The organism is Microcoleus sp. (assembly GCF_049646505.1).
GTDB lineage: Bacteria > Cyanobacteriota > Cyanobacteriia > Cyanobacteriales > Microcoleaceae > Microcoleus.
On the sequence record NZ_JBARVX010000304.1, the window covers coordinates 1 to 15193 of the forward strand.

Annotated in this window: 15 protein-coding genes and 2 tRNA genes; 8 read left to right on the top strand and 9 right to left on the bottom strand. The window is 47.1% G+C overall.

The annotated features are described in order from the left end of the window. Window positions 1–548: 548 nt before the first annotated feature. Window positions 549–633, top strand: a tRNA-Tyr gene (locus WBA89_RS15890). A gap of 57 nt (window positions 634–690) precedes the next feature. After that, window positions 691–762, top strand: a tRNA-Thr gene (locus WBA89_RS15895). Window positions 763–894: 132 nt separating this feature from the next. On the opposite strand, the gene WBA89_RS15900 is transcribed toward WBA89_RS15895, so the two are convergent. Then, window positions 895–1152 carry a hypothetical protein gene (locus tag WBA89_RS15900; RefSeq protein WP_424408035.1) on the bottom strand — a complete coding sequence of 86 codons (258 nt, stop codon included), beginning with the start codon at window positions 1150–1152 and terminating at the stop codon, window positions 895–897. Between the two features lie 281 nt (window positions 1153–1433). Here WBA89_RS15900 and WBA89_RS15905 point away from each other — a divergent pair, with 281 nt between their 5' ends. Beyond that, on the top strand, window positions 1434–2651 hold the full coding sequence (locus tag WBA89_RS15905; RefSeq protein ID WP_424408037.1) for an HhoA/HhoB/HtrA family serine endopeptidase: 1218 nt from the start codon (window positions 1434–1436) through the stop codon (window positions 2649–2651). A gap of 44 nt (window positions 2652–2695) precedes the next feature. Further along, the gene (locus WBA89_RS15910) at window positions 2696–2878 is read left to right on the top strand and encodes a hypothetical protein (protein ID WP_424408039.1); all 183 of its coding nucleotides are present in this window, start codon (window positions 2696–2698) and stop codon (window positions 2876–2878) included. A 152-nt stretch (window positions 2879–3030) separates the two neighbouring features. Here the strand turns inward: WBA89_RS15910 and WBA89_RS15915 are convergent, their stop codons facing one another. The 7 genes from WBA89_RS15915 to WBA89_RS15945 form a co-directional block, all read right to left on the bottom strand. Beyond that, the gene (locus tag WBA89_RS15915) at window positions 3031–3378 is read right to left on the bottom strand and encodes a DUF760 domain-containing protein (protein WP_193975956.1); all 348 of its coding nucleotides are present in this window, start codon (window positions 3376–3378) and stop codon (window positions 3031–3033) included. 42 nt (window positions 3379–3420) lie between these two features. Beyond that, the gene (gene scpB / locus WBA89_RS15920; protein ID WP_424408041.1) at window positions 3421–3936 is read right to left on the bottom strand and encodes an SMC-Scp complex subunit ScpB; all 516 of its coding nucleotides are present in this window, start codon (window positions 3934–3936) and stop codon (window positions 3421–3423) included. Window positions 3937–4770: 834 nt separating this feature from the next. Further along, window positions 4771–5316 carry a ChuX/HutX family heme-like substrate-binding protein gene (locus WBA89_RS15925; RefSeq protein WP_424408043.1) on the bottom strand — a complete coding sequence of 182 codons (546 nt, stop codon included), beginning with the start codon at window positions 5314–5316 and terminating at the stop codon, window positions 4771–4773. A gap of 69 nt (window positions 5317–5385) precedes the next feature. Continuing rightward, window positions 5386–6339, bottom strand: a complete 954-nt coding sequence (locus WBA89_RS15930) for a PhoH family protein (protein ID WP_424408045.1) — start codon at window positions 6337–6339, stop codon at window positions 5386–5388. A 367-nt stretch (window positions 6340–6706) separates the two neighbouring features. Beyond that, window positions 6707–7195 (bottom strand): KH domain-containing protein, encoded by a 489-nt coding sequence (locus WBA89_RS15935; protein WP_424408047.1) that lies wholly within the window; start codon window positions 7193–7195, stop codon window positions 6707–6709. Next, the gene (gene rpsP / locus WBA89_RS15940) at window positions 7134–7418 is read right to left on the bottom strand and encodes a 30S ribosomal protein S16 (RefSeq protein WP_332995240.1); all 285 of its coding nucleotides are present in this window, start codon (window positions 7416–7418) and stop codon (window positions 7134–7136) included. The genes WBA89_RS15935 and rpsP overlap by 62 nt, the downstream gene beginning before the upstream one ends. A 205-nt stretch (window positions 7419–7623) precedes the next feature. Continuing rightward, window positions 7624–8958: a D-alanyl-D-alanine carboxypeptidase gene (locus tag WBA89_RS15945; protein ID WP_424408050.1), complete on the bottom strand. Its 1335-nt coding sequence runs from the start codon at window positions 8956–8958 to the stop codon at window positions 7624–7626. Between the two features lie 477 nt (window positions 8959–9435). Between WBA89_RS15945 and plsX the strand changes: the two genes are divergently transcribed. From plsX to WBA89_RS15965, 4 genes are all read left to right on the top strand, one after another. Then, the gene (gene plsX, locus WBA89_RS15950; protein ID WP_424408052.1) at window positions 9436–10485 is read left to right on the top strand and encodes a phosphate acyltransferase PlsX; all 1050 of its coding nucleotides are present in this window, start codon (window positions 9436–9438) and stop codon (window positions 10483–10485) included. 165 nt (window positions 10486–10650) lie between these two features. Continuing rightward, window positions 10651–11652 carry a beta-ketoacyl-ACP synthase 3 gene (locus WBA89_RS15955; protein WP_424408054.1) on the top strand — a complete coding sequence of 334 codons (1002 nt, stop codon included), beginning with the start codon at window positions 10651–10653 and terminating at the stop codon, window positions 11650–11652. Window positions 11653–12245: 593 nt separating this feature from the next. Continuing rightward, on the top strand, window positions 12246–13127 hold the full coding sequence (gene fabD / locus WBA89_RS15960; RefSeq protein WP_424408056.1) for an ACP S-malonyltransferase: 882 nt from the start codon (window positions 12246–12248) through the stop codon (window positions 13125–13127). A gap of 353 nt (window positions 13128–13480) precedes the next feature. Beyond that, complete coding sequence (locus WBA89_RS15965) at window positions 13481–14119, top strand: lysophospholipid acyltransferase family protein (RefSeq protein ID WP_424408058.1); 639 nt, start codon at window positions 13481–13483, stop codon at window positions 14117–14119. A 109-nt stretch (window positions 14120–14228) separates the two neighbouring features. Here the strand turns inward: WBA89_RS15965 and WBA89_RS15970 are convergent, their stop codons facing one another. Next, window positions 14229–14765, bottom strand: coding sequence for a GAF domain-containing protein (locus tag WBA89_RS15970; RefSeq protein WP_424408060.1), 537 nt, complete (start codon window positions 14763–14765; stop codon window positions 14229–14231). Window positions 14766–15193: the final 428 nt, after the last annotated feature.

Genomic DNA, 15193 nt, shown 5'->3' on the forward strand with positions numbered 1-15193 from the left:
TGTCAGTAGTCAGTAGTCAGTTGTCCGTTGTCCGTTGTCAGTTGTCGGTTGTCAGTTGTCCGTTGTCCGTTGTCAGTTGTCGGTTGTCAGTTGTCCGTTGTCCGTTGTCAGTAGACTTCTTGCAAAAATAGTTAGGACGGGCTCGCGTGCCCATCCCACAAAAATCTTTTTTCTTGTGGGATGGGCACGCGAACCCGTCCCAAAATTTGATTAAAAGGACTGAGGCAAGAGGTCTAGTTGTCCGTTGTCAGTTGTCAGTTGCTCGTTACTTTCGCTCTGCCTGGTCATGCAGATAGGCGAGGAAGAGCCTCCTTATTTCTTGCAACTTACAGGAGAAAGGACTGTAGGAGGTGTTTAAGTTATGAAATTTTAGATCCTTAGTGCGGACTTGTACCCGCTTTCCGGCGGACTTGCACGCGCAAACAGTGTTTGTTACGGCAATCGATCGGACGCGATCTGACTTATACGTTTCGCACTTAATGATTAGAATTTTAAATTGAATGTTGCAAAAAACAGATGAAGGTGCTAAGTTATATAACTGTGGAAAAGGGTCGGTGCCCGAGCGGTTAATGGGGGCGGACTGTAAATCCGCTGGCTACGCCTACGCTGGTTCAAATCCAGCCCGGCCCACCACAATTTAAATAAAAGTTAAAAATTAAAAATGTTAAATTAAAATTTTTAATCTTTTATGCCCGTGTAACTCAGGGGTAGAGTACCTCCTTGGTAAGGAGGAAGTCGCGAGTTCAAATCTCGCCACGGGCTTAATTTTTTAAGTCTTATATTTTCTATAAATTAAAAAGCCCAATCAATTGACGGTTCCGGCTGATTTTTTGCCGATCGGGTTTTTCAGTATCGCCCAAAAAAAAGGAACCGGGCAGCGCGTAATGTTAAGATTTATTTCCCGTCCCCGCCAGTTGCCCCTAGGGTTTTTTTTGTGGCGGCGCGAGACATCGCCAGGTCGGGATAGTCGCGGGCGCAGTCGGAGTTTCCTGGTTGTTGGCCTAAAGGAAGATTTTCTGGTGCGGGCGCGGGAGTTGCGGCCGGAGAACCCAAAAGGGGCGATCGACCTTTACAAGCGCAAAAATGACCAGAAATCAGCGTATCAAAGTCATTAATGTACGGAAAAAAGTATTTATTTCGGACAATTGACAAATTTCGAGCCGAGTGAAAGTAGGTATTTGATAACTATAACCGCACCCGATACTGCAAATCCCAGGTCGAGCCAAGTTAGGATAAGAGTTATTAGCTTTCTTCGCTCTTGGGAAATCAAGCAATTTTTGCTGGTGATGCCCATCAGCGCCTGTCTGTTAACAACTATGTTCTTGAGGAAGCGGCAAGTAAGCCCCGCCCCGCTTCCTTCCCGTCGTTAAGACAAAAATGCTAGATGCCGAAGGTGTCTGCGGGGATGAGGTATTCAGCGGGAGTTGTTAAATATGAGTTTATCTTTTAAGCAAATCATCCTTTATGCGACTTTGCTGTCGTGCGGCGGAGGCATGGGATGGTTGGGGAATCGCTACCTGCAAGCCCCAAATTATCTGGAAACAGGATCGGTTTTGCCCGTGGTGCGCCAGCAAATCCCACCATTTGCTTCTCCTTCTGTTGAGGAAAATCGCCCAGTCGATCGCAGCAATCCCAATTTTATTGCTGAAGCTGCCGAAAAAGTCGGCCCGGCTGTAGTGCGGATTGACGCATCGAGCAAGGTGACGAATCGAGTGCCGGAAGCTTTCAAAAATCCTTTGTTTCGCCGGTTTTTTGGGGACAATTTGCCGCAGCCGGAAGAACGAGTCAGACGCGGTACCGGTTCGGGGTTTATTCTGACTGCTGACGGCCGCATCGTGACTAATGCTCACGTTGTTTCCGGTACCGATACTGTGAAGGTGACTCTCAAAGACGGTCGGGAGTTTGAGGGTAAGGTGCAGGGTGTCGATCCGCTGACGGATGTGGCTGTGGTTAAGATTAATGCTAAGGAACTGCCGCAGGTTGTTTTGGGTCGATCGGACAATATTGTACCGGGACAGTGGGCGATCGCGATCGGCAATCCTTTAGGTCTCGACAATACGGTGACTGTGGGCATTATTAGCGCTACAGGTCGATCGAGTTCCCAAGTCGGCATCCCCGACAAACGAGTCCGATTCATCCAAACCGACGCAGCCATCAACCCCGGCAATTCGGGCGGCCCCCTGCTGAACGACCAAGGCCAAGTAATTGGCATCAATACCGCCATTCGCGCCGACGCTCAGGGCTTGGGATTTGCAATTCCGATCGAAACCGCCAAACGAGTTTCCGATCAGTTATTCGCCAAAGGAAAAGCCGAACATCCCTATCTCGGCATTCAAATGATTAGCTTGACTCCCGCCACCAAAGCAGAAGTCAACAAACAACTCGACCGTAAAATCACCCTCGACCGAGGCGTAGCCGTAATGCGAGTCGTGGAAAATTCCCCCGCTCAAAAAGCCGACCTGCGCGCCGGAGATGTGATTCAAAAAGTTGACGGAATTCCGGTCAACTCTCCCGGTGACGTGCAAGAACGGGTGGAAAACACTGCTGTGGGCAAAGAACTCGAAGTGGAAATTAACCGTTTGGGTCAAGTTCAAAAAATTAAAGTACGTCCGGGTGCTTTTCCCGCATCCGGCAGCCCCACCGGTGAGTAATTTCAATTCTCTCAAGTCAAGCAACAGTATTCTTGGGGTGCCGAATGTGGGTTAAAATCCCTGGTACAAAAATCGACAATCGATCGATCGACCTTAAACTTCCGCCCGGGGAACACAACTCTCCGGTTCACGCTAGCCGAACAATTATGTTGTCGCAACACTTGAGAGAAATCCTAGAATTTCCAGAGGTGGAGATAATAGATGAATCTGATACTCGATCGTCCTAGACGCAAAAACCGGGTTTTTTTACCCAAATCCTCCTTGTATGGCGAGGTATTATAGGATTAAAAACCCGGTTTCTTCATTCCCTGTCCGTCCAGGATTATTGATTTTTTGAACAACACTAATCTTTCTGGCTTCCCCAAGCCGTCAATTTTTTTTACTTTTCTTTGGGAGAGTTTGGTTTAATCGAGCTGGTGCTTGCTAAATTTTCTTCTAGGTGCATCCTCTGCTCCATTTGCCTGAGAAAATAGCCTGTCATCATAGCTGAAGCTAGCAAACCTGCTAAGTTTTCGCGGTCAGTGGTAATTTGAACATTAAAATTGTCTGAAGGCAAAACGCCGACGAGTCCTTGGACGTTATGAGAAATAATTTCTTGGATTTCTGGGCTGGCGGACTTGGCGATGCGGGCTAGAACCTCCGGAGATTGGTGTTGGAGGTACTTCAGAAGTGGGTTTACTGCGGTTTGTTGGGCATTGGAATTGTCAAAGTCAGGGTGAAAAACCATTTGGCGATTCTTAATTTCTGGCTGGCTACATTCTACTTCAAACTAATCGTCATTGCTCGGACACAAATTTGCCTGAAAGTCAATTTGCAGTTGTTTGGGGAGTTGATCCACTTGAAAGTACCGATGAAATTTTTCGGTAACTTGCAACCAATACGATCGCCCCTCTGCAGGCTTCCGTTTGCGTACAAAACCCATTTCTACAAGCTCCTGCACCTGTTGGTAAGCTCCCGAACCCCGCAAATTCACTAAATCTGGCTGCGCGATGCCGCCTTTGAGGGCGATCGCCGCCAGCGTCCGCAAAGCTCCAACACCCAATTCTGGAGGTATTAAAGTTTGCATCAAACTGGCAAACTCGTCTCTCAGTTGCAGGCTGTATCCCGTCGGAGTTTCCACAACTTCTAATGCACTGTCGCGGCGGGAAGAGTCAGACATGAGTTCGATAATGCCGTCTTCGGCTGCTGCTCGATCGCACTTAGCAATCTCGGCAATTTCTGCGATCGGCACGGGCTGACCTTTGAGGTAAAGTATAGCTTCGATTGTTGTGGCTAAGCGAGTCATTGGGAAATTGATAACTGAAACAAATTGGGACGTTGAAATTCGGCAACTATTAGTGTACGGGATTTAACGAATTTAACTGAGATATTGCACCATTCGCGTGGAACCTGTAGGGGATCGCTTCGCCAACAACCTTAAAGCTTGCAAACAAGTTTAATAAACCCGCCCTCCCCCACGAATCACCCCCCGATCGATCTTGGTGCAACATCTGAGATTTAACCGATATCTGTGACATCAATTCCGGTTGCACTCCTGGGGAATTGTTGACTGTTGACTGTTGAGAGTTGACGGGCGGGTCGAAAAACTGAATGGTTGAGTGTTAACTGTTGACTCGATTTTATTATTCCGATGCAACCGGAAACGATATGACTTCCGTATGCGCCGATTTTGTCACCTGAATATTTACTATAGCAAAATAACTATCTTGGGAATATCAACTAATTTAGATTTGAAATAAACGAGATTTTTAATATTTTAATCAAGTTAAATTGTCTAATCAATTAGCTTTTGTGCAGCGAGAAAAGAATGGAAAAGCCAGCGTTTCAACATTCCAAGACCTTTTAATACCATTGGGATAAGCTATTAGTCAAGGCTCAAGGATTAACTATTCGGAGTTTGGATGTTTTGATGGTAACTTTAGCTCAAAACTTGATGGGGGACAAGCAACCACAAAATCAGTTCAGGCGCGGACTCACAACCCAATGACTTCAAAAAAGAGCTTTTGGTGCCGATCGAGCGACTGCTGCGGGCGATCGCTCGCAAGATATCAAATGGGTACTCTAAAAATTAGAGGACTTGCATTCAGGGCGATCGCGCCTTTTTGATTTTTTGTTAGCCTTAAACCGCCTCAACAGGTGCGGGTTCCCAAACCTCCCCGTATTTTTCCTTCAATTCGTGCCAATTTTCCACCTGTCCCGGTTCGTATTCTCCCGGTTTTCCCCACTGCAAAAATGCGCTCAAAGCAGCATCATTTTGCTCGTCCAGAAAACGAATTGCATAAGTCGTAAAATTGCCTCTTTTCGCCTCGCCCGTCTCAAATTTTACCTGTTTAATTTTGTCCATATTCAGGTGAAATTCAAATATTTCGGCGTGCATATTTGCATATTTACCCTTCGGCAGCTCCGCATAAAACAGCTTGTGAATTGAACCCCGCACTTCCAACACGGCGGCGCTGCTAGTCACGATCAAACGCAGCGTTCCCAATTTTTCGCAAGCTTCTAAGAATTCTTTCAGATTAGGCATAATTTGATGATTGTTAGCTGTTGACTGTTGACTGTTGACTGTTGACTGTTGACTGTTGACTGTTGACTGTTGACTGTTGATTGTTGACTGTTGACTGTTGACTGTTGATTGTTGACTGTTGACTACTAAGAGGGCGGGCACGGGGGCACCGCCCCTACTGACTGCTGACTGCTGACTGTTGACTGTTGACTGTTGACTGTTGACTGCTGACTATTTTTCGTACAGTTCGTAAGCAGCGACAATCCGCTGCACTAACGGGTGTCTCACCACATCCGCTTGAGTGAATTCGCAGAAAGCAATACCCTCAACGTTGCCCAGAATGTTATGAGCAACTGACAATCCCGACTGTTGGTATGAGGGCAAATCTGTTTGACTGAGATCGCCGGTTACTACCATTTTCGATCGAAAGCCGAGACGGGTCAACACCATTTTCATTTGAGCAGGCGTTGTATTTTGAGCTTCGTCTAAAATTACGAAAGCATTGCTGAGAGTGCGCCCCCGCATATAAGCTAAAGGAGCTACTTCGATCAAGCCTCTTTCCATTAAATCGGTCATTTTGTCGGGGTCGATCATTTCTTGGAGGGCGTCGTAAAGCGGGCGCAAATAGGGATCGACTTTTTGCTGCAAATCTCCCGGCAAAAATCCTAATTTTTCGCCAGCTTCTACAGCGGGCCGGGTTAAAATTAGCCGTTCGTACTGCTTGCTTAACAGCGCTTGCACGGCGAAAATAGCTGCTAGAAATGTTTTGCCAGTACCCGCAGGGCCGATGCAAAATGTCAAATCGTGGGTGCGTACTGCTTCGACGTACTGGCGCTGCTTGAAGGTTTTGGCTCTGATTTCTTCGCCGCGGCGGGTTTTGGCGAGCACGTCTCGCTGCAAGTTTTGTAAATCTTCTTGGCGGTTGCTATCCAAAGCTTGGCGCGCTGTCTGGATTTCAACTCCGGTAATGGTTTTGCCTGCTTTCCAGAAGCCGGAGAGCGATCGCACTAATTTATGACACAATTCTACTTGAGTTTTTGTGCCGGAAATCAGCAGTTCTTGCCCTCGCATTACCAGGTTGGCCCCGGTTTGCTTAGAGATAATTTTCAGATTTTCTTCTTGATTGCCGGCGAGCGAGATAGCGCTTTGAGTGTTCGGCAACTCAATTGTTATTTTTTCAGTCATGCCAGCATGAGCTCCTCCAAATCAGCAATTAAAAGTTAACAATTAACCGTTAAATCAGTCAGTGTTTGCGAACAAAAAGACGCCTTACACTAGATTGTACCTAATATCTAAGGCGTCATTTATCTTTAACTGGCAAATGAGTTTGATGCTTGAGGCACAAATCAAATCTCCTTTCTTTGAAGTCAGGCAACTTGAGATTTTAGTTAGATTTTAGATTTTAGATTTTAGATTTACCCGAGCCCGCCGACATTTGAGATTTTAACTTTTTGTGCGATCGCAAAACCGGTCATCTCAAATCCAACGGGGCTTGTAATACAAAGTCTACAACAGGCAATCTAAAATCTAAAATTGTTTCTCAGCTTTTGAGTTAGTAACCGGGAGTATTTCTGCTCGTTCTAAACGTAGGTGTGTTAGTACGGCGAGGTTGTTCTCTCGGAGCTCTGCTAGGTAAGGGAGTCGGCGAGGGAGGCGAAGTTCGGGGTCGGAAATCTCCTCGATCGCGCGTACCGCGATCGCCCCTGGGCGGCCCGGAGCCGCGCTCCCCTGCTTCACCATCGTATATATCTAAGTAGAGCGACTGACCCACCGTTTGCGCTACCGCTTCGAGTGTAGTTCTAATTGCCTGAATATTGCGTCCGCCCCTACCGTAAACCCGTCCCTTGTCTGGCTCTTCAAAAGCGAGCCGAACCCAAACCCGCGATTGGCGCGGGTGCAGTTCGCAATCAACCCGCAAAGATCCGGGCGACTCTAGAAAAGGCCCAATTAAAAATTGTATGAGTCCAGCATAGTTGGGACTAGCTGACTGCTGCTGTGCTGGATTCAACGTTGGCTCCGGCTCCGACTTGTTCAAATACATTCGCTTTTCTCAGGATGTCACGCACGGTGTCAGTTGGCTGAGCGCCTTGTTGGAGGCGCTTGACAATCGCTGGAACATCCAGCCTGGTTTCGTTATTTCTGGGGTTGTAGAAGCCGAGTTCTTCTAGGGGGCGGCCGTCGCGGCGGGTAGAGCTGTTCATCGCTACAATGCGGTAGCTGGTCTCGCGTTTCTTCCCGTATCTTTTCAATCGCAGTTTGATCATCTTCTTGCACAATAGTCCTGGCTCAATTGTGACATACTCCAGGCGCGAAATCTCACATTATGCTTTGGGGCATGGGGCATGGGGCATGGGGCATTGTTGACTGTTCGCTGTTGACTGTTCGCTGCTGACTGTTCGTTGGAAAGCTCACCACAGTCAACTGACTACTGACTAATGACTAATGACTACTGACTAATGACTTCTTCCTTTAGCCTCCGAGCAAAATATCGCTGCGATTTGCTGCCCCCAAGGCCGGTCTAGTGCCGTCAATGTGCGGTGTAATTGCTAGGGGCAGGGTCGGTGCAGTTCCCCACTGCTGCACCAATTTTTGTAAAAATATATCTTGCTGGGCTCTCAAAGAGTCCCAATCGGTGCCGCGATTGATAATTGCAAACCAAACTAAACCCCGATCGCGCGTGGGTATCGCTCCAGCCAAAGCAATCACCGAGTTCAAAGTACCAGTTTTCACCACAGCCGATCGCGGAATGTGCCGATCTTCCAAAGTTCCTTTATCGCGCCCGGACACCGGAAACAAGTCAGCAACCGTCAGCCCAGTAGTCTGAAGGTTGCGCGCGATCGCCTGCATCATCCCGCAAGCAGCCCTCGGAGACATTTGATTTTCGACTCCCAAGCCCGAACCGTTAATTAATTGAAGTTCCGCCTGCGGCACCCCAGCAGCCCAAGTCGCTTGTTGCTGAACAACTTTTGCGCCGCCCAAATTGTCTGCCAGCATTTGGGCAATTTCATTGTCGCTGTGGACGTTCATCTGCTTGAGAATTTCGGCTAAGGGCAGCGATCGGCGCTTCAGCAGCAAACGCCCCGAACTCACAAATTTTTCAGCAATGACGCTGCCGGATACCCTTACTTGCGGCTTTCTAGTTCCCGGAGCCATCTTAGAATACATTGCCACCACGTTTGGAGGCCAACTGAGCCCGTTCAGAGCCTGCCGCAGACCCTCCCCCGCAGCTAAAGGATCGGACTGGTAATTCATGCGAAAATTGCCTGTCACGACCAAATTGCCCGCCACGCGATCGATACCCATTTGATTGAGAGCATTGCCCACGGCGATCGCCTCCTCCCACACAAACAGCGGATCGCCGCCGCCGCTGACCACCAAATCCCCCTGCAACACGCCATTCCTAATCGGCCCGGTGCCCAGGAACCGCGTTTCAAACTGATAAGTAGCGCCCCAAGTTTCCAGCGAAGCCAGAGAAGTCGCAATCTTAGTCAGCGAAGCCCCCGGCATCAGCGTCTTGCCCTGCTGACTTACCAGCGGCATCATTCCCGCTTGCACCCAAATTCCCTGATTCCCCTCAATCAGGTTCTTGTCCTTCAAATCTTTTAAATATTCCCGCACCGTCGCTTCTGCGGGCAAGTCTGAATTTGCCGCATCTATTCCGCCAAAAGCCAAATCTTCGGCCACCGCTAACCCGGGTATCCCTCCCCGCCAAGCCAGTACCGACAAAGCGTTGGGTGCCGCACTGCGTACCCCAGCCATGTCCAGCCACAGAGAGATGATTCCCGAGCTAAATAAATCCAGCATTTTTTACTCCTAAACTCAGTCAATCGATTTTAGATTTTAGATTTTAGATTTTAGATTTACTCTCGCAGTGAATCTGGGAGGTTGAACTAGGATCTAAAATTTTGGGGGCTCGCCGCGAGTGCCGGAAACTTCTATCCGTTTCTGGGCGGGCGCACTGTAAAGTATTCCGTTGAGTTTTTCAATTTGCAGTCAAAAATAGTAAAGTAAGACAAACTCTATCAGAGTAGTCGGAAATCACAATTGTCCGATCGGGCGCGAGCAGATTTTAGTGATTTATTCGCACTTGCTGGATTCAGACTCCAGATCCGCAAGAAACGGGTACAACGCCCCAACGCCATTCGTGGATGCTCCTAAAATTTTAGACCCTAGTTGCTGCTCCCAGATTTAAGGCTGTAACTCAATCGAAAATCGAAAATCGAAAATCGAAAATCGACTGACTTCCTGGTAGAATTTTTAGTGTTTCTCAAACATTGGTCAATGGGATCGACACGCGCAAGAATTGCAATAGACGCTATGGGTGGGGATCATGCCCCCGCCGAAATTGTAGCTGGAGCGCTTAAGGCACAGGAAGAATTAGGCGTTGAGATTTTGCTGGTGGGCGACCCGCAGCAAATAGAAGAGTCGCTACGTCTTCAAGACGCGATCGGCCGCGTCTGCAAAGGTCAGCTAGAAATCGTTCCTTCTGAAGGAACGGTAGAAATGCACGAAGAACCTTTAAGTGCCCTCAAACGCAAACCCAAGGCTTCGATTAACGTAGCGATGAACTTGGTAAAGCAGCAGCAAGCTGATGCTGTGGTGTCCGCCGGTCACTCCGGCGCGGCAATGGCTGCGGCCCTGCTGAGGTTGGGGCGGCTCCCCGGAATCGATCGCCCCGCCATCGGTGCGGTTTTGCCGACAATCGTACCCGGCTGCTCTGTACTCATTCTCGATGTTGGCGCTAACGTGGACTGCCGCCCCAAATTTTTGGAGCAGTTTGCTCTGATGGGGACTATTTACAGCCAGTGCGTCCTGGGCGTAGCCGAACCCAAAATCGGTCTGCTCAATATTGGCGAAGAAGCTTCTAAAGGCAACGACGCGGCGGTACGCACCCATCAATTATTGGTGGACAACCCTCACATTCCTTTTGTCGGCAATGCCGAAGGCCGCGACGTGCTGTCGGGGAACTTCGACGTGATTGTCTGCGACGGGTTTGTCGGCAACGTGTTGTTGAAGTTTGCCGAAGCGGTGGGCGAAGTCGTGGTGCAAGTGCTTAAGGAAGAATTGGCTGCCGGACTCAAAAATCAAGTTAGCGCTCCCCTCCTGCAAGAAAGCCTCAAAGGGTTCAAGCAGCGGGTAGACCACGTTGAACACGGCGGCGGTTTGCTGTTGGGCGTTGCTGGAGTTTGTATTATCAGCCACGGTTCGTCTCAAGCTGCCTCGATTTTTAATGCCATTCGTTTGGCGAAAGAGGCTATTGACAACCAAGTGCTGGAACGAATTCGCTCTGAAAATCGCGAAACCGCTCTGGAACAAGAAGCTGTTAATTAGAGGCAGTAAGTAGGAATTAAAAATTAAAAATGTCAAATTAAAAATGTCAGCTTAAACAATCTGTTTTGCTCGTTAAAAAAGTAATTTCAGTAGTTTAAAAAATAATTTTAATTTGTAATTTTTAATTTTTAATTGTTCGACAGAATCGCTCATAAATGGAGAAGAATGTTGCAGCAATCAGGGTTCGGCATTGCCGTCACGGGTAGCGGCTCTTGTACGCCACAGATTTCCCTTGACAATCACGGTTTGAGTCAGATAGTGGAAACGTCTGACGAGTGGATTGCGGCGCGAACGGGTATTCGATCGCGCAGGTTGGCGGACGATCGCACTTCTTTGTGCGATTTAGCCGCAGAGGCATCCCGAAGGGCGATCGAAATGGCAGAAATTTCGCCGACAGATATCGATTTGATTATTTTGGCCACCTCAAGTCCTGACGATTTGTTTGGTAGTGCCGGCAAAATTCAATATCAGTTAGGCGCGACAAAAGCTGTAGCATTCGATCTGACAGCAGCTTGTTCTGGTTTTGTTTTTGGTTTGGTTACAGCCTCGCAGTTCATCCGGACAGGCGTTTATCAAAATGTTTTGCTAATTGGAGCAGATATTTTATCTCGCTGGGTGAATTGGTCGGATCGGGGTACTTGCATTCTATTTGGAGACGGTGCAGGTGCGGTGGTATTGCAAGCTTCCCAAGTCGATCGATTTTTGGGATTTGAAATTCGCAGCGACGGCACGCAAAATTCCTCTCTCAATTTAGCTTACAAAGCCGAGTCAAAAGAATTAGTTGAGGGCGTCAACATCGGAGCTGGAAGATTTGAACCCATCACAATGAACGGTCAAGAAATCTATCGTTTTGCGGTGAAAAAAGTGCCGGAAGTCGTAGAAAAAGCTATGTTTCGGGCCAATATCGGCGCTGCAGAAATTGACTGGCTGCTGTTGCACCAAGCCAATCAGCGGATTCTCGATGCAGTTGCTCAAAGGCTGAAGATTCCCCCGGAAAAAGTAATTAGCAATTTGGCAAATTACGGCAATACTTCAGCAGCTTCGATTCCCCTTGCCTTAGACGAAGCCGTGCGTCAGGGTAAAGTTAAAACGGGCGATACTATTGCTGCGGCAGGTTTTGGTGCAGGTTTGACTTGGGGTGCCGCAATTTTTCAATGGGGCAGGTAAGATCGTTTGCGATCGGGAATCAGATCAAATCCGTTGGCATCGAAATTATTTATCTCTGTTTTCTCTTCCTTTGCGTTCGGCTTCGCCTTGGCGGTTTAATCATTCTGATGCAGCCGGATTTGGTATCATCGATCGACTGCGATTTTGAAAGATCGCAAAGCAGTTTCGTTTTTGGGGAAAAACGGTATAATATTTGGAGGCTTGAAGCTTGGCAGAGTGATTGTCGGGAGTGCAACCCTTAAAAAAGCAAAATCTTTGAACGCGACAGACTACCCGCTAAGGTTTGCGCGGATGGGTGTACCTGGAGCACAGGAGTTATACGATTGGTGATTAAAAATTTGGGAATGACTTACTGCATAGCGGTTTGGATGTTTTATACAGTTGCATCCCCTGCTGCGGCGATTAATCTGAATTAAAGTAGAAAAAATATAAAGCTCGTAAAAATGGCAGTTATATGTTATGGTTATGAGTCGCTAGTAGATAGTTCGTTAACAGAAAGATAGCGGATACCAGCAAGCGAACGAAAAAAGCGGAAAACAAAGAATTTTTGTAATCAAGAATTAGCAACCACCAATTAGCAGATTACCGGAAAAATGACTAAAACAGCATGGGTATTTCCCGGACAAGGTTCCCAGGCGATCGGAATGGGTGCAGACTTATTAAACTTGCCAACAGCCAAAGCCAAATTTGAGCTAGCCAAAGATATTTTAGGCTGGTCTGTCCCAGAAGTTTGCCAAAAAGAAGAAGCAAAACTATCTCGTACTCTCTACACTCAGCCTTGCTTGTACGTAATAGAAAGCATTTTGGCAGACTTAGTGCGAGAAAAGAGCGATCGGCCAGCAGTAGTTGCAGGTCACAGTTTAGGAGAATATGTTGCCCTCTACGCAGCAGGCGTCTTTGACTTTGAAACGGGATTGCGCTTGGTCAAACGTCGCGCCGAACTCATGGACACAGCCTCCGGTGGTAAAATGGTGGCTTTGATCGGGTTTGACAGGCAGGAATTGGAACTGCAAATTCAATACAGCCGAGACGTGGTACTCGCCAACGACAACAGCGAAGCACAAGTTGTAATTTCTGGAACTCCAGAAGCAGTAGAAGATTTGCTTGCGAAAATCAAAGTCAAACGCGCCGTTAAATTGAATGTTTCCGGTGCGTTTCACTCTCCGCTGATGGCATCAGTGGCCTCAGAATTTCAACAAGCCTTAAAATCTGCAAGGTTTTCTGATGCTAAAATGCTGGTGCTCTCGAATGCAGAACCAACAGCGACTACCAGCGCCGCTACTTTAAAGCAGCGGTTGAACCAGCAGATGACTAAAGGTGTGCGCTGGCGAGAAATTTCGCTGCAATTGCCGCAACAAGGAATCGATCGGGTATTGGAAATTGGCCCCGGCAAAGTTCTCACAGGTTTGATCAAACGGACTTGTCCGGATCTAGACTTGGTAAATGTGAGCAGTTTTGCAGATGTACCCGCTTAATCGATTGTTAACGTTGAATTAAGCCCCAGGCTCTAAAATTGAGTTCGTTGGCCCGAAAAGTGGCGAAAAATAAATAGCACAACAGGCAAATTTTACTGCGGCTTGTTGTGCAAAGCCGGTACGGGCGATCGAGAAGGCTCGAAAACCTCAATTGAAAATCTACGTTGCTAACCGCTTGGAGTAGGTTTTGTTTGTGCAGGCGCGGTTTCCAACCGCAGACAACCGGGATATTTTTGCTTGAGTTGATACCGCTGGTGCGCCACCAGCACCCTAAAAACCTCAAAATACTGTTCAATTTTGATTGCTGAACTGATAGGCTGATATTCGATGTAATTTAAAATCTCAGGTTTTCCGTGAGCAAAAGTCGCGAACCAGTCGAAAGTTTACTTCTCTACTATTTATTCAAGTGGTCAATAGTCAGCCCCATGCTGCACCTTTACTTTCGGGGCCGCATCTACGGTGCCGAAAACGTACCTGCAGAAGGGCCGCTGGTAGTAGTCAGCAATCACGCCAGCGATTTTGACCCGCCAATTTTGTCTAATTGCATGAGGCGGCCTGTCGCATTTATGGCGAAGGAAGAATTATTTAAAGTTCCTATTTTGAAGCAGGCAATTACGCTTTACGGCGCTTATCCAGTCAACCGGAAAAGTGCCGATCGCAGTGCAATTCGATCGGCTATCAACTCTTTGGACAATGGCTGGGCGACTGGTGTATTTTTGCAGGGAACTCGCACGCCCGACGGTAGAATTACTGAACCGAAATTAGGCGCTGCGCTGATAGCTGCTAAGGCTAAAGCCCCGCTGTTACCTGTTAGTTTGTGGGGAACTCATGCGATTTCTATCAAAGGTTTGCTAGTACCGCAACCGGTGCCGTTAACTATACGAATCGGTAAAGTAATTGAGGCGCCCGGTTCGTCGGATCGCCAAGAGTTGGAAGCGCTGACTCAAAGATGTGCAACGGAGATTAATGCGATGCACGATTTGGGCCGCTGATGTGCTTGCAAGATGTTTTGTATAACTTACGCATAAACCTGGTTTGATAGATAAAAAACATCGTTACAGGTTTGTAGTGAGAACGAAGACTCCTCATTACAAACCTATTTTATGTCGGTTGCGCGCCCTTAACAAAAGCCACAGCTAAGGGCGAAATCTTTTCTGTAACTGCTGCAATAACTTGGCGGTCAAAGTCAGTCCAGACTCTGGGGCGATCGAAAATACAAGGCTGCAAAACCCCCCACAACAAGCCATCAACACAAAGGTGAGCGTGAATCAAAGCTCGGTGTCCGAACTCTTTTGCTTCAAAATCTTTGTTGACAACTTCAGGATTTGCTGTTTCGACATCTTCAACAAAAATCGAAGGTTCAGTTCGCAATGCTGCTGCAAACAAAGGGTCTTCTTCCCCTAAAGATTCCGGTTCTTTTTTCCATTCGACAGTGGTAACATCGGGATAGTTCGAGTTGCGACACCAACAGTAAGCTGCTTTACCTGTTTTGGTTTCAGGATTGCGGAGATAAAGAAAAACGCGATCGCAATTTAACACTTCACCTAAAGCCGGTAGCAAAGCTGAAAAAACAGCATCCGCAGTCTTGCTGTTACTCAAAATTTGCTCCAAAACTTGCGGCATAATTATGTCAGTCATTAACTTTGGCGATTGAAGTTCATCTACTAATTTTAAACTACTAAGCTGTTCAGCATCTAAAACGCATATTGTATCGTATAATATGATAATTTTCAGAGAAAGTCAATGCCTACTAAAAACGGCTCTACCGAACCTAGTATGTAAAAAAGTTAATAATTTTTATAAAAATTAACTATAAAATCTAAAAATTAGGCGCTGGTAAAGCAATTATATATTGACTTACATGGCTTTTTTTTATTTAATAAAATCAGAACTGAGAAAAATTAAAATAAAACTTATACCTATGGCTACCCATCCTCACCTTCATCTAATGACCAAACTCCTTAATATTGAGGGAGTGACAGTCAAAAGTTATCAGATTATTGAAAATATAGGAATCACAATTTGCTTAGATAATAACAACAAAAAAGCCATTTGTCCCGACTGTG